Annotated in this window: 17 protein-coding genes and 1 other RNA gene; 3 read left to right on the forward strand and 15 right to left on the reverse strand. The window is 71.8% G+C overall.

The window, feature by feature from the left end; genetic code table 11:
- Positions 1–108 precede the first annotated feature (108 nt).
- Both OG472_RS18670 and OG472_RS18675 read right to left on the reverse strand, forming a co-directional pair.
- Positions 109–393, reverse strand: a complete 285-nt coding sequence (locus OG472_RS18670) for a DUF3039 domain-containing protein (RefSeq protein ID WP_030161320.1) — start codon at positions 391–393, stop codon at positions 109–111.
- Positions 394–421: 28 nt separating this feature from the next.
- Positions 422–982 carry a YqgE/AlgH family protein gene (locus OG472_RS18675; RefSeq protein WP_401602355.1) on the reverse strand — a complete coding sequence of 187 codons (561 nt, stop codon included), beginning with the start codon at positions 980–982 and terminating at the stop codon, positions 422–424.
- A 263-nt stretch (positions 983–1,245) separates the two neighbouring features.
- On the opposite strand from OG472_RS18675, the gene murA reads away from it, so the two are divergent.
- Positions 1,246–2,589 (forward strand): UDP-N-acetylglucosamine 1-carboxyvinyltransferase, encoded by a 1,344-nt coding sequence (gene murA, locus OG472_RS18680; protein WP_030388665.1) that lies wholly within the window; start codon positions 1,246–1,248, stop codon positions 2,587–2,589.
- A gap of 358 nt (positions 2,590–2,947) precedes the next feature.
- Here the strand turns inward: murA and OG472_RS18685 are convergent, their stop codons facing one another.
- The 8 genes from OG472_RS18685 to OG472_RS18720 form a co-directional block, all read right to left on the reverse strand.
- Positions 2,948–3,229 (reverse strand): HU family DNA-binding protein, encoded by a 282-nt coding sequence (locus OG472_RS18685; protein WP_007264399.1) that lies wholly within the window; start codon positions 3,227–3,229, stop codon positions 2,948–2,950.
- A gap of 340 nt (positions 3,230–3,569) precedes the next feature.
- A complete protein-coding gene (locus OG472_RS18690; RefSeq protein ID WP_361768910.1) occupies positions 3,570–4,973 on the reverse strand; it encodes an NAD-dependent malic enzyme in 1,404 nt (467 codons plus the stop codon).
- Positions 4,974–5,503: 530 nt separating this feature from the next.
- Positions 5,504–7,810, reverse strand: coding sequence for a HelD family protein (locus OG472_RS18695; protein ID WP_401602357.1), 2,307 nt, complete (start codon positions 7,808–7,810; stop codon positions 5,504–5,506).
- Positions 7,811–7,913: 103 nt separating this feature from the next.
- A complete protein-coding gene (locus OG472_RS18700; RefSeq protein WP_401602359.1) occupies positions 7,914–8,474 on the reverse strand; it encodes a CGNR zinc finger domain-containing protein in 561 nt (186 codons plus the stop codon).
- 393 nt (positions 8,475–8,867) lie between these two features.
- Positions 8,868–9,416: a GNAT family N-acetyltransferase gene (locus OG472_RS18705; protein ID WP_401602361.1), complete on the reverse strand. Its 549-nt coding sequence runs from the start codon at positions 9,414–9,416 to the stop codon at positions 8,868–8,870.
- A 9-nt stretch (positions 9,417–9,425) separates the two neighbouring features.
- Complete coding sequence (locus tag OG472_RS18710; protein ID WP_401602362.1) at positions 9,426–10,613, reverse strand: uroporphyrinogen-III synthase; 1,188 nt, start codon at positions 10,611–10,613, stop codon at positions 9,426–9,428.
- A gap of 98 nt (positions 10,614–10,711) precedes the next feature.
- Positions 10,712–12,082 (reverse strand): nitrate/nitrite transporter, encoded by a 1,371-nt coding sequence (locus OG472_RS18715; protein ID WP_405830350.1) that lies wholly within the window; start codon positions 12,080–12,082, stop codon positions 10,712–10,714.
- Between the two features lie 97 nt (positions 12,083–12,179).
- The gene (locus OG472_RS18720; RefSeq protein WP_405941769.1) at positions 12,180–13,145 is read right to left on the reverse strand and encodes a LysR family transcriptional regulator; all 966 of its coding nucleotides are present in this window, start codon (positions 13,143–13,145) and stop codon (positions 12,180–12,182) included.
- 147 nt (positions 13,146–13,292) lie between these two features.
- Here OG472_RS18720 and OG472_RS18725 point away from each other — a divergent pair, with 147 nt between their 5' ends.
- Positions 13,293–14,528 carry an MFS transporter gene (locus OG472_RS18725; protein ID WP_405943193.1) on the forward strand — a complete coding sequence of 412 codons (1,236 nt, stop codon included), beginning with the start codon at positions 13,293–13,295 and terminating at the stop codon, positions 14,526–14,528.
- A 68-nt stretch (positions 14,529–14,596) separates the two neighbouring features.
- On the opposite strand, the gene ssrA is transcribed toward OG472_RS18725, so the two are convergent.
- The 5 genes from ssrA to ftsE form a co-directional block, all read right to left on the reverse strand.
- Positions 14,597–14,985: a transfer-messenger RNA gene (gene ssrA / locus OG472_RS18730) on the reverse strand.
- Positions 14,986–15,069: 84 nt separating this feature from the next.
- Positions 15,070–15,555, reverse strand: a complete 486-nt coding sequence (gene smpB, locus OG472_RS18735; RefSeq protein WP_401602367.1) for an SsrA-binding protein SmpB — start codon at positions 15,553–15,555, stop codon at positions 15,070–15,072.
- Between the two features lie 18 nt (positions 15,556–15,573).
- On the reverse strand, positions 15,574–16,755 hold the full coding sequence (locus OG472_RS18740) for a S41 family peptidase (RefSeq protein WP_405941770.1): 1,182 nt from the start codon (positions 16,753–16,755) through the stop codon (positions 15,574–15,576).
- 67 nt (positions 16,756–16,822) lie between these two features.
- Positions 16,823–17,791 carry a permease-like cell division protein FtsX gene (ftsX, locus tag OG472_RS18745; protein WP_405941771.1) on the reverse strand — a complete coding sequence of 323 codons (969 nt, stop codon included), beginning with the start codon at positions 17,789–17,791 and terminating at the stop codon, positions 16,823–16,825.
- 16 nt (positions 17,792–17,807) lie between these two features.
- A complete protein-coding gene (gene ftsE, locus OG472_RS18750) occupies positions 17,808–18,497 on the reverse strand; it encodes a cell division ATP-binding protein FtsE (protein ID WP_030011324.1) in 690 nt (229 codons plus the stop codon).
- Between the two features lie 238 nt (positions 18,498–18,735).
- On the opposite strand from ftsE, the gene OG472_RS18755 reads away from it, so the two are divergent.
- Positions 18,736–18,927: a hypothetical protein gene (locus OG472_RS18755; RefSeq protein WP_030662818.1), complete on the forward strand. Its 192-nt coding sequence runs from the start codon at positions 18,736–18,738 to the stop codon at positions 18,925–18,927.
- Positions 18,928–18,954: the final 27 nt, after the last annotated feature.

An 18,954-nucleotide genomic window follows, 5' to 3' on the forward strand; every position in this document is an offset into this window, starting at 1 on the left:
CTCGTGGCGCGACCCTAACGCGCCCCGCGGACACGGCAAAGGCCCCCGGCCCGCTGTGGCGCACCGGGGGCCTCGGTCCCGCGAAAGAGTGGAGGGAGAGGGGTCGGACTACTTGTCCTTGCCGCCCTTGTCCTTGTCCCCACCGGGGCCCATGGACTCGTAGATCTCCTTGCACATGGGGCAGACCGGGTACTTCTTCGGGTCCCGGCCCGGCACCCAGACCTTGCCGCAGAGCGCGACGACGGGGGTCCCCCCGAGCGCGCTCTCCATGATCTTGTCCTTCTGGACGTAGTGGGCGAAGCGCTCGTGGTCGCCGTCACCGTGCGACACCTGCGGCGTCGGCTCTACGAGGGTTCCCGTGCCAGTCCCGCGCTCGGGCTCAAGAGTGCTCATGGACCCAGGGTACTTAACACCGCGGCCGTCAGTTGAGCGACGGGTCGTCCGGATAGGTGGCGACCATGGCGAGATCGCTGCGCTGGCGGCGCAGCACGGCCCGCCACAGCTGTTCGGGGTCGGGGGAGGACACGTCGCCGGGCTCCGACTCCACGACGTACCAGGCGCCGTCGCCCAGCTCCTCCTCCAGCTGGCCCGGGCCCCAGCCCGAATAGCCGGCGAAGATCCGCAGGCCGCCGAGGGCCGCGGCCAGCAGCTCCGGCGGCGCCTCCAGGTCGACGAGCCCGATGGCCCCGTGCACCCGGCGCCAGCCGAGCGGCCCCTCCTCGCCCGGGATGACCGCCAGCCCGAGGGCCGAGTCCAGCGCCACGGGCCCGCCCTGGAAGACCACGCCGGGGGCGCCGGCCAGGGGCGCCCAGGCGAGCAGGACGTCGCCGACGCCGACGGGCGTGGGCCGGTTGAGGACAACGCCGAGGGAGCCCTGCTCGTCGTGGTCGAGCAGCAGCACCACCGCGCGGTCGAAATTCGGGTCCGCGAGGGCGGGGGTGGCCACGAGCAGCCGCCCTGTGAGGGAGGACACCTCGGTCATGCCGCCATGATCCCGCACATTCGCGCTTTGCGGGGCCCCGGCGGAGAGATCGGATCGTACGCAGCTCAGGGCGCACGGCAGCAGCGAGGAGCGCGCACGGACGGAGCAGGCGGAACGCAACACTCCGCCATGTGGTGGATACGGAGGGTGTTGTGCCGAATTCATGACAGTCCGAAGGCCACGTCGGCCTTACGAACAAGGGGGTGGTGGCCCTTACCCTTTTCCCTGGCCCCCTGCCCACCCCTCTCCGGAACGCGAGATTCATGACCGGCATCAGTGACGATGTACTGCTTGTCCACGGCGGTACCCCGCTCGAGGGCGAGATCCGTGTCCGTGGTGCGAAGAACCTCGTGCCCAAGGCCATGGTCGCCGCTCTGCTCGGCAGCGAACCCAGCCGGCTGCGCAACGTTCCCGACATCCGTGACGTGCGCGTCGTCCGCGGGCTGCTCCAGCTGCACGGGGTGACGGTCCGCCCCGGCGAGGAGCCGGGCGAACTCGTCCTCGACCCCACCCACGTCGAGAGCGCCAACGTCGCCGACATCGACGCCCACGCGGGTTCGTCGCGCATCCCGATCCTGTTCTGCGGCCCCCTGCTGCACCGCCTCGGCCACGCCTTCATCCCGGGCCTCGGCGGCTGCGACATCGGCGGCCGGCCGATCGACTTCCACTTCGACGTGCTCCGCCAGTTCGGCGCGACCATCGAGAAGCGCGAAGGCGGCCAGTACCTGGAGGCGCCGCAGCGCCTGCGCGGCTGCAAGATCCGCCTCCCGTACCCGTCGGTCGGCTCGACCGAGCAGGTGCTCCTGACGGCCGTCCTGGCCGAGGGCGTCACCGAGCTCAGCAACGCCGCCGTCGAGCCGGAGATCGAGGACCTCATCTGCGTCCTGCAGAAGATGGGCGCGATCATCTCCGTCGACACCGACCGGACCATCCGGATCACGGGTGTCGACCGCCTCGGCGGCTACAACCACAAGGCCCTCCCGGACCGTCTGGAGGCCGCGTCCTGGGCTTCCGCGGCCCTGGCCACCGGCGGCAACATCTACGTGCGCGGCGCCCAGCAGCGCTCGATGATGACCTTCCTGAACACCTTCCGCCGGGTCGGCGGGGCGTTCGAGATCGACGACGACGGCATCCGCTTCTGGCACCCGGGCGGCCCGCTCAAGGCCATCGCGCTGGAGACCGACGTCCACCCCGGCTTCCAGACCGACTGGCAGCAGCCGCTCGTCGTGGCCCTCACCCAGGCCTCCGGCCTGTCGATCGTCCACGAGACGGTCTACGAGTCCCGGCTCGGCTTCACCTCGGCGCTCAACCAGATGGGTGCTCACATCCAGCTGTACCGCGAGTGCCTGGGCGGCAGCGCCTGCCGCTTCGGCCAGCGCAACTTCCTGCACTCGGCGGTCGTCTCCGGCCCCACCAAGCTGCAGGGCGCCGACCTGGTCATCCCCGACCTGCGCGGCGGGTTCTCGTACCTCATCGCGGCGCTGGCCGCCGAGGGCACCTCGCGCGTGCACGGCATCGACCTGATCAACCGCGGCTACGAGAACTTCATGGAGAAGCTCGTGGAGCTCGGCGCGAAGGTCGAGCTGCCCGGCGGCGACCTCGTCTGAGCCGCACCCGCGTACGGAAAGCCCCCCGGCCCTTCGAGGGCCGGGGGGCTTTCCCGTGCTCCGGCCTGACACGCACTCACGTGCCCGCCTGCGCCCGCGCACGCCCGACGGGGCAAGGAGGGGGCCGGGCGGGGCCCCACGGCGCTCTGACGGGCCCTCACGGGGCCTGTGGCGCCCGCCCGGGGCCTCCCCGCGCCCCCGGGCCCGCCGCGCACCCGGCGCCGCGCGGCCCGGACAGGCCGAAGGGCGGCCACCCCGCCCGGGGGTGGCCGCCCTTCGCCGTTCTGCGTACTACTGCTGCATCGCTGCCGTGCTTGGCGTTACAAGGGCCTGCGCGGCCCCCGAAGCCGGGGCAGGACTACTTGCCCTTGGCGGCTTCCTTGAGCTTGGAGCCCGCGGAGACCTTCACGCTGTAGCCGGCCGGGATCTGGATGGGGTCGCCGGTCTGCGGGTTGCGCGCGGTGCGAGCGGCACGGTGGGTGCGCTCGAAGGTCAGGAAGCCGGGGATGGTGACCTTCTCGTCGCCCTTGGCGACAATCTCGCCGACGGTCTCGGCGAGCGCGGCCAGAACGGCGTCGGCGTCCTTGCGGGTCACCTCGGCGCGCTCGGACAGAGCGGCCACCAGCTCACTGCGGTTCATGTTGTACTCCCGTGTTCAACTTGCCTTAGAGGCGTGAGATCGAAGCCGATGCTGCCAGGGCCCTAGGACAGTCCCCGGACCCGGGTCTGAACGTCAGACCCTCTCGCCCGGTTACGCATCCTGCCCCCACCAGCGGCGGGAAAGCCAATCCGGCACCCGCCGGGGTCACACGAAAAGCGCCACAGTCACGCCGCGGTGACGCTCCGTCCATGCCTTCGCTCGCACGCCGCTGCGGACCGCGGACCCCGCGGGCATCCCCGCAACCCTAGAGGCGCCCCGCCGGGCCCGCATCTCGCGACGCGCCGGGAGCGGGGGGCCGTGAGGGCTCTCACAGCGGGCTTCAGGAGCCCGACGCCGCCTTGCGGACGGCGCCCGCGACCGCGCCCGCGACCTTGTCGTTGAAGACCGACGGGATGATGTAGTTCGCGTTGAGCTCGTCCTCGCCGACGACGTCCGCCAGCGCGCTCGCGGCGGCCAGCATCATCTCCGTGTTCACGGTGCGGGACTGGGCGTCCAGCAGGCCGCGGAAGACGCCCGGGAAGACCAGCACGTTGTTGATCTGGTTCGGGAAGTCGGAGCGGCCGGTGGCGACGACGGCGGCGGTCTGGCGGGCGACGGCCGGGTCCACCTCGGGGTCCGGGTTCGCGAGCGCGAACACGATCGCGCCCTCCGCCATGGCGGCAACGTCCTCGCCGGACAGCACGTTCGGGGCCGAGACGCCGATGAAGACGTCGGCGCCGACCACGGCCTCCTTCAGAGTGCCCGTGTAGCCCTCGGGGTTGGTGTTGTCGGCGATCCAGCGCAGCGGGGAGTCGGGGGCCGCGTCGACGAGATCGGGGCGGTCCGCGTGCACGACACCGTGGATGTCGGCGCTCACGGCGTTCTTGACGCCCGCCGCGAGGAGCAGCTTGAGGATGGCGGTCCCGGCCGCGCCGGCGCCCGACATGACGACCTTGACATCGCCAACTGCCTTGCCCACCACGCGCAGTGCGTTGGTGAGCGCGGCGAGCACGACGATCGCGGTGCCGTGCTGGTCGTCGTGGAAGACGGGGATGTCGAGGGCCTCGCGCAGCCGGGCCTCGATCTCGAAGCAGCGCGGCGCGGAGATGTCCTCCAGGTTGATGCCCGCGAAGCCGGGGGCGATGGCCTTGACGGCGGCCACGATCTCGTCGGGGTCCTGGGTGTCCAGGCAGATCGGCCAGGCGTCGATGTCGGCGAAGCGCTTGAACAGGGCCGCCTTGCCCTCCATGACCGGCATGGCGGCCATCGGGCCGATGTTGCCGAGACCCAGCACGGCGGAGCCGTCCGTCACGACTGCGACGGTGTTGCGCTTGATGGTGAGGCGGCGCGCGTCCTCGGGGTTCTCGGCGATCGCCATGCACACGCGGGCCACGCCCGGGGTGTAGATCATGGAGAGGTCGTCACGGTTGCGGATGGGGTGCTTGGACGCCATCTCGATCTTGCCGCCGAGGTGCATCAGGAAGGTTCGGTCGGAGACCTTGCCGAGGCTGACGCCCTCGATCCCGCGCAGCTTCTCGACGATCTCGTCGGCGTGCGCGGTGGAGGTCGCGGCGATCGTGACGTCGATCCGGAGCTTCTCGTGGCCGGAGGCGGTCACGTCGAGGCCGGTGACCGATCCGCCGGAGGACTCCACGGCGGTGGTGAGCTGGGAGACCGCGGTTCCGCTCGCGGGCACTTCCAGGCGGACCGTCATCGAATACGAGACGCTGGGCGCCGTTGCCATGGCCGTGTTTCCTCTTCTGTCCCTGGTTCGCTTATCACAGGGCCCCGCGCTGCACCGGCCGAGAACATGGCAGGTTCGACAGGGGACCTGTTGTCCGATCGTCCCACCTACCAGCCAGTACAAGGTAACCAGCTACAAATTTCGGAAAGACTCTTCCACCATACGAGATAGCAGGGGTGTTCGGAATGGTGGGTCCATACAAAACAGGTCCGCGCCCTCCACTGGTGGAGGGCGCGGACCTGGTGATTCGTACGTCTACGACACCGACCCGCCATGCTCGCCTCGCGGCAAGTGGTCGCTCTAAGCGACGAAGGTTGGGCCCGGGGGCTTGGATCGAGTCGGTGCCGTACCCAGGCTAACAAAGGATCGCCGAATGTGATCCCCCTGCTCGAAGTCGGTTCGCGGCACCACGCTCCTGGCCGCGGACCATACGGATGTACGGGGCCCTGAGCAGGGCCGGAGCCGTGCGGTGAACCGCCCCCGCGGGCCCGTCACGGCGGGGCCGCCACCGTGCGGCCCCGCCCTCACCCCTACGGCAGCAGCAGCTCCGGCACCCCGTCCGCGTCCGGCTTGTCCCGGTCCGCCGAGACCACCGTCAGCTGCTGCGTCGCACGCGTCAGGGCCACGTACAGCACCCGCAGGCCCGCCGGGGACTCGTCCGCGATCTCCGCCGGGGAGACGACCACCGTGGCGTCGTACTCCAGGCCCTTGGCCTCCAAGCTGCCCAGCGCCACCGCCCGCGCGCCCAGGTCGGCGAGCCAGCCCGCGGCCTCCGCACGCCGGTCCATGGCCACGACCACGCCGACGGTGCCGTCCACCTGCTCCAGCAGCCGCCGGGTCTCCTCGCGGACCGCCGCGCCCAGGTCGCCCTCCGCGGCCGTGAACCGGGGCTCGAGGCCCGTGGAGCGCACCGCCGACGGCGGCTCCATGCCGGGCATCGCCAGCCGCAGCACGCGGGAGGCAACCTCGGCGACCTCCGCCGGGTTGCGGTAGTTGACCGTCAGCGTGAACCTGCGGCGCGGCCGGGAGCCCAGCGCCTCGTCGCGGGCCGCGGCCGCCTCCTCCGGATCGGTCCAGGAGGACTGCGCCGGGTCGCCGACGACCGTCCAGGTGCCCATCCGGCCCCGGCGGCCCACCATCCGCCACTGCATCGGCGTCAGGTCCTGCGCCTCGTCCACGATGACGTGCGCGTACTCGGTGCGCTCCGCCGCGAGCCGCTCGGCCCGCTCCCACTGGGTCTCCTCGCGGGCCGGCATCAGCTCCTCCAGCCCGCTGAGCTGGTCGAGCGGGTCCATCTCCCGTCTGCGCTTGGGCCGCGCGGGGGCGCCTAGCAGCTGCTGGAGCTCGTCGAGCAGCGCCACGTCGTGCACCGACAGGGGGCCCTTGCCGTCCGGGCCCACCCGGCGCAGCGAACGGGCCAGCTGGCGGCTCTCGCGCGGGTTCAGGTCCCGGCGCGACCAGCGGCCGAGGTGGCGCTCGTCGGCGAGCGCGGCGAGCACCGCGCGCGGGGTCAGCTCGGGCCACCAGGCGTTCAGGAAGCCGATGAAGGCGTCCTCGGTGGAGATGTCCTCGTCGAAGGCGGAGCGGAGCTCGGCGGCCAGCTCCGGGTCGCTGTGCCGGCCGGCGCCGCCCGACTTCGCGTAGAGGGCGTCGAGCAGCAGCTTGCGGGCGCGCGGGCGCAGCAGGTTGACCGGGGCGGTGCCGCTGAGCACGTTCTGCCGGATCCGGTTCAGCTCGTCGGCCTCCAGCTCCTGGCGGCGGCCGAAGGCCACCACGCGCAGGCGGTCGGGGGCGCCCCCGAGTTCGAGCGCGCCCCGTACGGCCTTGCGGAGCACCTTGAGCATCCGGGAGGAGCCCTTGATGCGGGCGACGGCCGGGGAGTCGTAGGTGGTGGCCTCCGCGCCGTCGACGAGCGAGCCGAGCGCGCGGATGGCGACCTGGCCCTCCTCGCCGAGGGAGGGCAGCACGCCCTCGGTGTACGCGACGAGCAGCGGGGTCGGGGAGACGATCAGGATGCCGCCGGAGTAGCGGCGCCGGTCCTGGTAGAGCAGGTAGGCGGCGCGGTGCAGGGCGACGGCGGTCTTGCCGGTGCCGGGTCCGCCGGCGACCTCGGCGACGGAGGCGGCGGGGGCCCGGATGACCAGGTCCTGCTCGGCCTGGATGGAGGAGACGATGTCCCGCATCGAATGCGTACGGGCCCGCCCGAGGGCGGCCATCAGGGCGCCGTCGCCGATGGCGGGCAGCTCCCGGCCGTCGAGGAAGGCGGTGACCTCGGGGCGCATCAGGTCGTCCTCGACGCCCAGCACCTTGCGGCCCTTGGACCGGATGACGCGGCGGCGCACGACCCGGCCGGGCTCCTTGGGCGTGGAGCGGTAGAACGGCGCGGCGGCCGGTGCGCGCCAGTCGATGACCAGCGGCGCGTAGTCGGAGTCCAGGACTCCGATGCGGCCGATGTGCAGCGTCTCGGCGACGTCGGCGGTGAGGTCCGCGCGGATCGCGTCGTCGGCGGGCTCGACGGAGGTGTACGCGCCGTCCGGGCCGCGCTCCCCGTCCTTGCCGAGCACCAGGTCGATGCGTCCGAAGAGGAAGTCCTCGAACTCGTTGTTGAGCCGGTTCAGGTGGATGCCCGCCCGGAAGACCTGCGCGTCGCGCTCGGCGAGTGCGCCGGGCGTCCCCACTTGGCCGCGCTTGGCGGCGTCGTTCATGAGGAACTCAGCCTCGTGGATCTTCTCCTCGAGACGTCGGTACACGTGGTCGAGATGCGTCTGCTCGACCGCGATCTCCCGATCGCGGACGGAATCCGCCGTGCTGTCGACAGCGGCATTCTGCGCGGCCACCAAGGCCCCCTTCTGACGTGCATGGGCGACCGTCAACCGTACGCGAACCGGCCCCCTGTCCGCACGCCCGTTCCGGAACCGGTCTCGCTCAGTGATACGCCCGCTACCGGGATCCGGACGCCAGGACCCGGCGGCGGTGCCGGGCGACGCGCTCGCGGTTGCCGCACAGCTCGCTGGAGCACCAGCGGCGCCGGTGACCGCGGGAGGTGTCCAGGTAGACGCGGGTGCAGCCGTCGCCCTCGCAGGCCCGCAGCAGCGCCAGGTCGCCGGGGTCGGTGAGCAGCTCGACGGCGTCCCGGGCGACGGCGGCGAGCAGCGCGCCGCATTCCACACCGCCGCACAACTCCCGTACGAGGTGACCTTCTTGGTCCCGTACGGCACACAGTCCGGGGGGTGGTCCGGCAGCCAGCGCGTTGACCCGGGCGAGGGCGTTCTCGTCGGAGTCGCCGCCGGCGAGCTCCGCCCGTACGAGGGTTTCCACGTCGCCGCGCAGGGCCCGGAAGGCCGCCGCCCAGTCGGGTCCCACCCGCGCCAGCGGTGTCCGGTCGGGCACCAGCCCGGCCCCTGCGAGCCACACCCGCAGCTCGTCGCCGTCCGGGATCCCCTCGTGGGGGGTGAAGGTGGCCACCAGGTCCAGACAGACGCGCCCGGAATCGAACCGCATGCCGTCAGCCTCCCGTCGTGGGGTGCCGTACCAGATTGCCGCCCTGCGGGTCGTAGCGGAAGCCCCCGAACCGGTACGCCCGACTCGCGCTGCGCGCAGCCTCCCTTGCGCTGCGCGCCGCTGCGGGCTGAGGCCGCCATATCCGGCCTCGCCGGCACCATCCGGCTCTGCCGGCACAATCCAGCCTCGCCGGCGTTTGAGGCGCGGGGGTCCGGGGGCTGGCCCCCCCAACGGCGCCGCGCCGGAAGGAATCCGTTCGTCGCCCGCGCCGCTGCTGGGGCTCCGCCCCAGACCCCGCTCCTCAAACGCCGGAGGGGCTGAACTGGCCAGGCTCCGAAGGGGCTGAAATGGCGCGCCCCGAGGCGCAGGGAGCGGACGGGCGGCGTGCCCCGGCTAAAGGGCCGGCGGGTCGTCGTGCAGGAGGCGCTGGAAGAGGCGGTGGTCGCGCCAGGCGCCGTTGATGTGGAGGAAGCGCGGGGCGAGCCCGTAGAACTCGAAGCCCGCCTTGGCCAGCACCCGCTGCGAGGCGAGGTTGTCGACCAGGGTCCCGGCCTCCACCCGGTGCAGTCCGAGCTCGTCGCGGGCGACCCGGCAGACCTCCTCCACCGCGGCGGTAGCCAACCCCTTGCCGTGCCAGGCGGGGTCGACCCAGTAGCCCAGGCCGCCGCTGCACAGCGGCCCGCGGGCGATGGAGCCCAGGTTGATCGCGCCGACGGGTGCGCCCGTGGCCGTCTCGACGAGCACGTACGGGACGATCCGCCCCGCGTCCCGCTCGGCGAGGAGCCCCTCGATGCGTTCCCGCTGCCCCTGCTCCGTGTAGTAGGCGTCCGGCCGGACCGGCTCCACGTACGCCATGAACGCCCGGTTCCGGGCGAACGCCTCCGCCAGACCGGCGGCGTCGCCGAGTGCGACGCCCCTCATCTCCACGCCGTCAATGATCATCCCGGCACGCTAGCCGAGGACCCCCCTGGCCGTCACCGCGTCCAGCGGGAGCTCCCCGTACTTGGCCTCGCCGCCCGCGTCCAGCGACAGCCGGTACCCCCGCTTGACCACGGTCTGGATCAGGTTCGGCGCGCCGAGCGCCGCCCGCAGCCGGGCCATCGCGGTCTCCACGGCGTGTTCGTCGCGGCCCGCGCCCGGCAGCGCCCGCAGCAGTTCCGCGCGGGCCACCACCCAGCCGGGCCGCCGGGCCAGGGCCCGCAGCAGGGCCATCCCGGCGGGCGGTACCGGCCGCAGCTGCGCGTCCACCAGGACGGCGTGCCCGCGGATCTCCACCCGGTGCCCGGCCACCGGCAGCACCCGTGCGCGGCCCGGCAGCTCCTTGCAGAGCAGCTGCACCAGCGGGCCCAGCCGGAAGCGTTCCGGCTGCACCGTGGCCACCCCGTGCGCCTGCAGCGGCAGTGCGGTCACCGGTCCGACGCACGCGGACACCAGCGGGCCGCGCAGTGCGTCCAGCACGGCCTCCCGTACGCCCCGCTCCTCGGCCCGGGACAGCAGGGAGGCGGCCGCGGGCGCCGAGGTGAAGCTGACGGCGTCCACCCCGCCGACGACGATCGCGTCGAGCAGCCGGTCGAGCGGTCCGAGGTCCTCCGGTGCCATCCACCGGTACACCGGCACGACGACCACGTCGGCCCCGCCGGCCCGCAGCGCCTCGACGAAGCCGGGCAGCGGCTCCCCGTGCAGCTGGAGTGCGATCCGCCGGCCCGCCACCCCGGCCGTCAGCAGGCGTTCCAGTACCTCGGCGAGGGATTCGGACTCCGGGGACCAGGTCTCCACGAGCCCGGCGGCCCGGATGGCGCCCTTCACCTTCGGCCCGCGCGCGAGGAGTTCGGTGGCCCGAAGCCGCTCCAGCAGTTCCTCGCCGATGCCCCAGCCGTCGGCCGCCTCGATCCATCCCCGGAAGCCGATGGCGGTGGTGGCCACGACCACGTCCGGTGCGCAGTGGACGAGTTCCTTGGTGGCGGCGAGCAGTTCGCTGTCGTCGGCGAGGGGCACGATCCGCAGGGCGGGCGCGTGCAGTACCGCCGCTCCGCGCCGCCGCAGCAGCGCGATGAGTTCGTCCGCCCGCCGGGCAGCGGTGACGCCGACGGTGAAGCCCGCGAGCGGGCCGGTGTTCGTGTCGGTGTTCGTGTGGTCCATCGTGACCTGCCTAGCGACGCATGGGGGCGGGGCGGAACGGGTGGACCGAGCCTGCCAACCCGGCATGTCGGACTCGGTTCACCCGTATTTCGCCCCGGTTACACCGACGTGAGCTGCGGTTTCGCTTCGGCTCCGAGGGCCGGGACCGCCGCGGCCACCGGCCGGCGAAGGTATACCGCCCATGTCACCGCGCAGCACAGGGCGTAGAAGCCGAGGAAGGTGACGAAGGCGGCCGTGCCGGAGCCGGAGCTGAGGAAGGCCTCCCGGAAGACGAGGTTGATGCCCAGTCCGCCGAGTGCGCCGACCGCTCCGATGAGTCCCATGGCGGCCCCGGAGAGCCGCCGTCCGTAGGCCGCGGCCTCCTCGCCGCTCATTCCGCGGGCCAGTGCCTTCGCCTGGAAGATGCCCGGGATCATCTTGTACGTCGACCCGTTGCCGAGCCCGCTCAGGACGAACAGCGCCACGAACCCGACGAGGAAGACGGGCAGCGAGGACCGGCCCGAGGCGAACACGACGACCCCGGTCGCCGCCGCCATCGCCACGAACGTCCCCAGGGTGATCCGCGCCCCGCCGAAGCGGTCCGCCAGCGCCCCGCCCACCGGCCGGATCAGCGATCCGAGCAGGGGGCCGATGAAGGTCAGCGAGGCGGCCTGCAGCGGGGTGCGGCCGAACTGGGTCTGGAGCACCAGGCCGAAGGCGAAGCTGTATCCGATGAAGGACCCGAACGTCCCGATGTAGAGGAAGGACATGATCCAGGTGTGCGCGTCCCGCAGGGCCTCGCGGACGGCTCCGGTGTCGTTGCGCACCGGCGCCAGGTTGTCCATCCGTACGGCCGCCAGGACCGCCGCGAGCACGATCAGCGGGATGTAGGCGCCGAGCAGCAGCCGCGGGTGCGTGGCCCCGGCGGTGGCGATGACCAGCAGTCCGGCCAGCTGGACCACGGGCACGCCGATGTTGCCGCCGCCGGCGTTCAGGCCGAGCGCCCAGCCCTTCTTGCGCAGCGGGAAGAAGGCGTTGATGTTGGTCATGGACGAGGCGAAGTTGCCGCCGCCCACTCCGGTCAGGGCCGCGACGAGCAGGAAGGTCCCGTACGAGGTCCCGGGCTCCATCACCACCAGTGCGGCCACGGTCGGCGCGAGCAGCATCAGCGCGCTGAAGACCGTCCAGTTCCGGCCGCCGAAGCGGGCGACGGCGAAGGTGTACGGCACCCGCACCAGGGCGCCGACGAGGGTCGCGGTCGCGATGAGGAAGAACTTCCCGGCCGGGTCGATCCCGTAGGCGGGGCCCATGAAGAGGACCATCACGGACCAGAGCGACCAGATGGAGAACCCGATGTGCTCGGAGAGCACCGAATAGATGAGGTTGCGGCGGGCTGTCCGCTCCCCCGTTTCCTTCCAGAAGGTCTCGTCCTCGGGATCCCACTGCTCGATCCAGCGGCCTCCCCTGCGCGGTGCGGTCGTACCGGTCATCACACGCCTCCACAGCTGTCGCTTCCGTGGTGACGACCGTAGGAAGGGCGCGTTTCGGCCCCGGTCCCCGCCGGATGACCGCCGGGAAACCTTGCTCTCACCCGGCGCCGGGGCCGTGTGTGAGCCGTGCCGGGAGGCGGCTCCCGGCGGGTGCTTCCAGCCACCCCCGCTCGGCCGCCAGCCCGGCGGCCGCGGTGCGCAGGGCGTCCAGGCCGGGGTGTGCGAAGCCCTTGCGCCACACCATGGACAGCGGGGACAGCGGCACCGGGTCGGTCAGCGGCCGTTTCACGCAGCCGGGCATGTCGAGGAAGTCCACGGTGGCCAGGACCGGGTTGCCGGTCTTGACCATCACCCGGCGGAACTCCTCCTTGCCCATCGCCACCGGCGCGGGCGGCGCCATCAGGATCCCCCGCCCGGCGAACAGCTCGCGCGCCAGCCCGGTCCACTCCAGCGTCCGCGGGTTCCCGGCGCCCGCGTACACGGTCTCCCCGGCGAGCGCGTCCAGCGGTACGGCCTCCCTGTCGGCCAGCGCGTGCCCCTCGGGCAGCAGCACGGCGAGCGGCTCGTACCGTACGGGCGTCTGCGCGAGCGGCGCCCGCAGCGCCGGGTCCAGCCCGTCGGCGTACCCGAAGGAGACGTCGAGCCGGCCGGCGGCGATCTCGGCGGCGGCGTGGGTGAGGCCGCTCTCGAAGCGGGCCATGAGCTCGCAGTCGGGGGCGAGTTCGCGGGCCCGTTCCAGCACGGTCCGCGGGGTGCTGGGCCCGTCGGTGTTCAGGTCGACGAGGAGCGGGCGGGGCGCGGTGAAGGCGGCGGCGAGCTCCTCGTGCGCGGCCAGCACGCGCATGGCCAGCGGCAGCAGCCGCTGCCCGTCGGCGGTCAGCTCCACCTGCCTTGTGGTCCGCAGGAACAGCGCCGCGCCCAGGGCCTGTTCGAGGCGCCGGACATCGCGGCTGAGCGCCTGCTGGGCCACGTAGAGGCGGGCGGCGGCGCGGGTGAAGTGCAGCTCCTCGGCGGCCGCGACGAACCCGCGCAGCAGCCGCGGATCGACATCGCGGGGAATCACCCCCGGAGACTAACAACAGATGGCGGTGAATGGGCTCCGAACAGGTGTTGGACCGGGACGGGTGCCCGGCCCGAGGCTCTTCCCATGCCCGCCACCACCACGACCGCAGCCCGCACGGCCGCCGCCCGCACCGCCGGCGCCCCGCGCATGACCGTCACCGGCAGCACCCTCGTCATCGCCGGACCGCCCGCCGGAGCCTCCCGGCCGGCCCGCACGTCCCAGGGCCCCTACCGCCGCCTGTTCGCCCGGCCCGGGACCCGCGGATTCACCGCCGGCAACCTCCTCGCCCGGCTCCCCATGGGCATGTTCGGGGTCAGCGCCGTCATGATGATCGCCGGGCAGCGCGGCTCGTACGCCCTCGCCGGCGCGGTCACGGCGACCGGCCTCGCCGCCACCGCGCTGGTCGCGCCCTGGACCGCCCGGCTGGTCGACCGCCACGGCCAGGCCCGGATCGCCGTACCGGCCACCCTGATCGCGGTCCTCGGCTCGCTCTCCCTGATCGCGTGCGTCCGCACCGGGGCCCCCGCCTGGACCCTCTTCGCCTCGTACGCCCTGACCGCCACCACCCCCAACATCGGCGGCATGTCCCGCGCCCGCTGGACGCACCTGCTGCGCGACTCCCCGGCCGCGCACCACACGGCGATGTCCTTCGAACAGGCCGCCGACGAGCTGTGCTTCATGCTCGGACCGGTCCTTGCGGCCTTCCTCTGCAGCGCCGTCTTCCCCGAGGCGGGCACCCTCGCCGGCGCGGCCCTGCTGCTCACCGGCATGCTGGTCTTCACCTCCTGCCGCGCCACGCAGCCCCCGGTGGCCGCAGCGCCCCGGAAGGGCTCACCGCTGCGCGCCCTCGGTCCGCTGATGCCGCTGTTCCTCGTCACCGGCGTGGTCTTCGGCTCGATGGAGATCACCTCCATCGCCCACCTCGACGCCCGGGGCCTCGGCGCCTCCTCCGGTCTGGTCCTGGCCCTGCAGGCGGCGGGATCGTGCGCGGCGGGCCTGCTCTACGGCACCCTGCGCCCCCGCTCGCTGCAGGCCTGCGTGTGCGCCCTGGCCGTCCTCATGACCCTCCCCTGGGCCGCGGCGGCCACCGGCTCCCTGCCCGCCCTCGGCTGCGCCCTCCTGCTGGCCGGCATGGCCACGGCCCCGACAATGGTCACGGCGATGTCCCAGGTCCACGCCCTCACCCCCGAGGGGCGCCTCAACGAGGGCATGACGCTCGCGGTCACCGCCATCTTCGCGGGCATCGCGGCCGGCTCGGCCGGCGCCGGCCTCGCGGTGGAGAGCGTGGGCCCGACCGCCGCCTACGGGGTGCCGGCCGCGGCCGCGCTGATCGCGCTGGCGACCACCCTGCCGGGACGATCTATGCGGCGGGCGAGTGATTGACAGCGGCCCGCCCGGCATGACGAAGGCCCCGCAGCCGAGAGGCTGCGGGGCCTTTGCCCACATGGGATGAGTGGAGATGGCGGGAATCGAACCCGCGTCCAACGGTGCAGAAGCAGGGCTTCTCCGAGCGCAGTCCGCTGCGCTTTTCTCGGCCCCGGAGATCACACGGACAAGTCTCCGACGGGCTCAGTCACTGTTTGATTTCCCTCCAACCCCCGTGACCGGGGCTAGAGGTTTAGATCCCTAATTGACGCCAGGATCCGGACCGGGACCACTTCCGGGCTGACGCTCCTCACAGAGGCTTCAGCTCACTGTTATTAGGCAGCGAGGGTGAAGCGGGAGTTATCGCTCTTGGAGTTGGCGATTATTGTTTGCGACATGTGGTTAGCGAGATCATTGCCGCTTCCTCGGCTCGCTTCCCCTGCATCGACATCCGCTGTCGAAACCGATCATCCCCATGTTTTTTTAACAAAGTGCTCCCACCGCGAGCGGCGGGTGCTGACGCCATCGTACGCGAAGTGGACCACCGCGTGCCAGCAGGTTAAACGGTGCCCCGCTGCTTGCGGCGGATCGCCGAGATCGTGCGCTGGGTCTCGCGCGTGTCCTGCTTCTCCCGCATGGTCTGCCGCTTGTCGTACTCCTTCTTGCCCTTCGCCAGCGCGATCTCGATCTTCGCGCGGCCGTCCTTGAAGTACAGCGAGAGGGGCACGATCGTGTGACCCGTCTCCTCCGACTTGCGCTGCAGCTTGTCGATCTCCTCCCGGTGCATGAGGAGCTTCCGCTTGCGCCGCGCGCTGTGGTTGGTCCAGGTGCCCTGGCTGTACTCCGGCACGTGCACGTTGTAGAGCCACGCCTCGCGGCTCTCCACCGACACGAAGCCGTCCACCAGCGAGGCCCGGCCCTGGCGCATGGACTTGACCTCGGTCCCCGTGAGCACGAGTCCGCACTCGTAGGTGTCGAGGATCGTGTAGTCGTGCCGCGCCTTCTTGTTCTGGGCGATCAGCTTGCGCCCTTTTTCCTTAGCCATAGTGCGGTCATTTTCGCACTACGGACCCACCCCGAGGCCACCCAATACCGTGACGGCCCGTTCTTCGGCCCGCTCGCCCGCCGGCACGTCCGGGGTGATGCCGTCGCCGTCCAGGCTGCGGCCCGCCGGAGTGCGGTACGTGCCCACCGTCAGCTCGGCCACCGAACCGTCCGGGAGCTCGGTCGGCATCTGCACCGAGCCCTTGCCGAAGGTCCGGCTGCCCACCGCCACCGCCCGGCCCCGGTCCTGGAGGGCGCCCGTCACCAGCTCGGCCGCGCTCATCGTGCCGCCGTCGACGAGGGCCACCAGCGGCCGGGTGGTGTCCCCGCCCGGGGCCGCGTACAGGACCCGCTGTTCCCCCCGTACGTCGTACGTCGCCACGAGCCCGCCGTCCAGGAAGGCGGAGGCGGCGGTGACCGCCTCGGTGACCAGCCCGCCCGGGTTGCCGCGCAGGTCGAGCATGACGCCGGCGCCGGCCGGGGCGGCGCGGACGGCGTCCTTGACCCGCTCGCCGGATCCGCGGGTGAAGGAGGTGACCTTGATGACGGTGACGCCGTCCGGGCGCTGCCGCACGGTCACGGGTTCGGTGCGCAGCTGCTCGCGGCGGACGGTCTCGGTGAGGTCGGCGCCGTCCCGGCTCAGGTTCAGCACGACGGGGGTGCCGGCCGTGCCGCGCAGCAGGGCGACCACGTCGGTGACGGCCAGGCCGGTCACGGCGTGCCCGTCGACGCTCAGCAGCCGGTCCCCGGCGCGCAGTCCGGCCCGGGCGGCGGGGCTGCCCGGCTGGACCTTCTCGAGCTTGATCGCGCCGTCGTGGGCGCGTTCGGCCCAGACCCCGACGCCGGTCCAGTGGCCGTCGAGGCCCTCGGTGAAGGCGGCGTACTCGCCCTGGTCGTAGACGGTGCCCCAGCGGTCGCCGCTGCGGCTGACCACCTCTTGGGCGGCCTTCTTGCCGGACTTCCCCTCGGCGACGGCCTCGGCGGCGGCGCGGGCGACCGCGTCACGGTCGGCGGTGCCGGCTTCTCGGGGGGCGCCGGACGCGGGGAGGTCCATACGGATCTCGGCGGCCGCGGCGCCCTCCTCCCGGTCCCAGCATCCGGTTAAGGCGCCGGTGGCGACGGCGGCGAGGAAGGCCAACGTCAAAACGGCCCCGCGACGCAGGTCGCGGGGCCGGAGACAGAAGGCGGGCAGTCCCGGCATGGCGCCGAGTCTAGGACAAGCCCCGCTCCGGTACGGATGGTTGGCCGGACCGCTCGCGGGGCGCTTGTCACACCTTCAGGTACTTGCGCAGGGCGATGAAGGCGGCCAAGGAGGGCATCAGGAGGCCGATGAAGAGCACGTACGGGAGCTTGGCCAGCACCGATCCCCAGCCCATGAAGTCGATCAGCTGGATCTTGTCGCGCAGTCCGACACCGTGGTCGATCACGAAGTACTGGCCGGAGACGAGCATGGCGCAGGCGAAGAGCGCGCCGATGAGCCCGGCGAAGGCGGCCTCCATGATGAAGGGCACCTGGATGTAGAAGCTGGAGGCGCCCACGAGCCGCATGATGCCCGTCTCCCGCCTGCGGCTGAACGCCGAGACGCGCACGGTGTTGACGATCAGCAGCAGCGCCACGATCAGCATGATCAGCATGATGCCGAGAGCGGCGTAGTTGAGGTAGTTGAGGATCCGGAAGAGGTCGTCGATCGCCTGGCGCTGGTCGTCGACGGTGTGGATGCCGTCGCGGCCCGCGAAGGCGGAGGTGACCACCTTGTACTTCTCCGGGTTCTTGAGCTTGACCCGGAAGGACTCCTGCATCTGGTCGGGCGTGATGGAGGAGGCCAGCGCGGTGTGGCCGTACTGCTCCTGGTAGTGCTTGTAAGCCTCGTCCGCGGACTCGTAGGCCACGGACTTGACCAGGGACATCTGCCTGAGCTCGGACTCGATCTGCTTCTTCTGCTCGTCGGTCACGGCGCCCTTGCGGCAGGTGGCGACGCCACCGCCGCCGCCTCCCGAGCCGTCCGGCTTGGCGGCGGCCTCGCTGGCCTCCTGGGCGTCCTGCTTGTTGCAGAGGTAGATCGAGACGTTGGCCTTGTCGTACCAGAAGCCCTTCATCCTGCTGACCTGCTCGCTCATGAGCAGGGAGCCGCCGAACAGGGCCAGCGACAGGGCCACGGAGATGATGACCGCGAAGGTCATGGTGAGATTGCGGCGGAGACCTACGCCGATCTCCGACATGACGAACTGGGCGCGCATGACTCTCAAGGGCCTTTCAGTGCTGGTAGCCGTAGACGCCGCGCGACTGGTCGCGTACGAGTCGGCCCTGTTCGAGTTCGATGACGCGCTTGCGCATCTGGTCCACGATCTGCTGGTCGTGCGTGGCCATGATCACGGTGGTGCCGGTCCGGTTGATCCGGTCCAGCAGCTTCATGATGCCGACGGAGGTCTGCGGGTCGAGGTTGCCGGTGGGCTCGTCCGCGATCAGCAGGGCGGGGCGGTTGACGAAGGCGCGGGCGATGGCCACGCGCTGCTGCTCACCGCCGGAGAGCTCGCCGGGCATCCGCTCTTCCTTGCCGCCCAGGCCCACGAGTTCGAGGACCTGTGGGACGGCCTTGCGGATCTCGCCCCTCGGCTTGCCGATGACCTCCTGGGCGAAGGCCACGTTCTCGGCCACCGTCTTGTTGGGCAGCAGGCGGAAGTCCTGGAAGACGGTCCCCAACTGGCGCCGCATCTGCGGAACCTTCCAGTTGGAGAGCTTGGCGAGGTCCTTGCCCAGGACGTGCACCTGGCCGTGGCTCGCCCGCTCCTCGCGCAGGATGAGCCGCAGGAAGGTGGACTTGCCGGAGCCGGAGGAGCCGACGAGGAAGACGAACTCGCCCTTGGCGATGTCGAGGGAGACTTCTCTGAGTGCGGGACGGCTCTGCTTCGGGTAGGACTTGGAGACGCTGTCGAATCGGATCACGGGTGCACCACGGTCGCCGGGAGTAGGTGTGCGTGACCATACGCGAACGGGCGCGGGGTGTGGACCCGGCATCCGTACTTGCCCCTTTTATCCCGGGGTGCGGACCGCTCCGGACCGTGATTGCCCGGACGGGCCGCGCCGAATGTCGGCGAAGCTGGCACAGTGGTAGGGGGAACGGTCTGGTTCCCCACGCCGTTATAGACAGCAGACGACATCGAGGGGACGAGAGGAGGAGCGCATGACATATGACCGGCTCGTGTGCGCGAATTGCGCGGCACCCGTCAGCCAGGGCCGCTGCCCGGTGTGCCGGGCGAACCGGGAGCGCCTCCAGCAGGAGGGCCCCTTCTCCGGCCTGAACCCCGTGGCTCTCATCGTGCTCATGGTGGTCCTCGTGGCAGCTCTGGTGCTGGTGGCCCAGCAGACCGCCTGACCGCGGTGCCCGCGGCCTGCGCGCCGC

It is taken from the genome of Streptomyces sp. NBC_00207 (assembly GCF_045160965.1).
Taxonomy (GTDB): domain Bacteria; phylum Actinomycetota; class Actinomycetes; order Streptomycetales; family Streptomycetaceae; genus Streptomyces.

Coding starts and splice junctions, on each gene's coding strand:
- OG472_RS18670 (WP_030161320.1), bottom strand. CDS start 393: ATGAGCACTCTTGAGCCCGAGCGCGGGACTGGCACGGGAACCCTCGTA.
- OG472_RS18725 (WP_405943193.1), top strand. CDS start 13,293: ATGACCGTCACCGGCAGCACCCTCGTCATCGCCGGACCGCCCGCCGGA.
- OG472_RS18755 (WP_030662818.1), top strand. CDS start 18,736: ATGACATATGACCGGCTCGTGTGCGCGAATTGCGCGGCACCCGTCAGC.
- OG472_RS18740 (WP_405941770.1), bottom strand. CDS start 16,755: ATGCCGGGACTGCCCGCCTTCTGTCTCCGGCCCCGCGACCTGCGTCGC.
- OG472_RS18690 (WP_361768910.1), bottom strand. CDS start 4,973: ATGGCAACGGCGCCCAGCGTCTCGTATTCGATGACGGTCCGCCTGGAA.
- OG472_RS18700 (WP_401602359.1), bottom strand. CDS start 8,474: ATGCGGTTCGATTCCGGGCGCGTCTGTCTGGACCTGGTGGCCACCTTC.
- OG472_RS18685 (WP_007264399.1), bottom strand. CDS start 3,229: ATGAACCGCAGTGAGCTGGTGGCCGCTCTGTCCGAGCGCGCCGAGGTG.
- OG472_RS18715 (WP_405830350.1), bottom strand. CDS start 12,082: ATGACCGGTACGACCGCACCGCGCAGGGGAGGCCGCTGGATCGAGCAG.
- ftsX (WP_405941771.1), bottom strand. CDS start 17,791: ATGCGCGCCCAGTTCGTCATGTCGGAGATCGGCGTAGGTCTCCGCCGC.
- smpB (WP_401602367.1), bottom strand. CDS start 15,555: ATGGCTAAGGAAAAAGGGCGCAAGCTGATCGCCCAGAACAAGAAGGCG.
- OG472_RS18710 (WP_401602362.1), bottom strand. CDS start 10,613: ATGGACCACACGAACACCGACACGAACACCGGCCCGCTCGCGGGCTTC.
- OG472_RS18675 (WP_401602355.1), bottom strand. CDS start 982: ATGACCGAGGTGTCCTCCCTCACAGGGCGGCTGCTCGTGGCCACCCCC.
- murA (WP_030388665.1), top strand. CDS start 1,246: ATGACCGGCATCAGTGACGATGTACTGCTTGTCCACGGCGGTACCCCG.
- OG472_RS18705 (WP_401602361.1), bottom strand. CDS start 9,416: ATGATCATTGACGGCGTGGAGATGAGGGGCGTCGCACTCGGCGACGCC.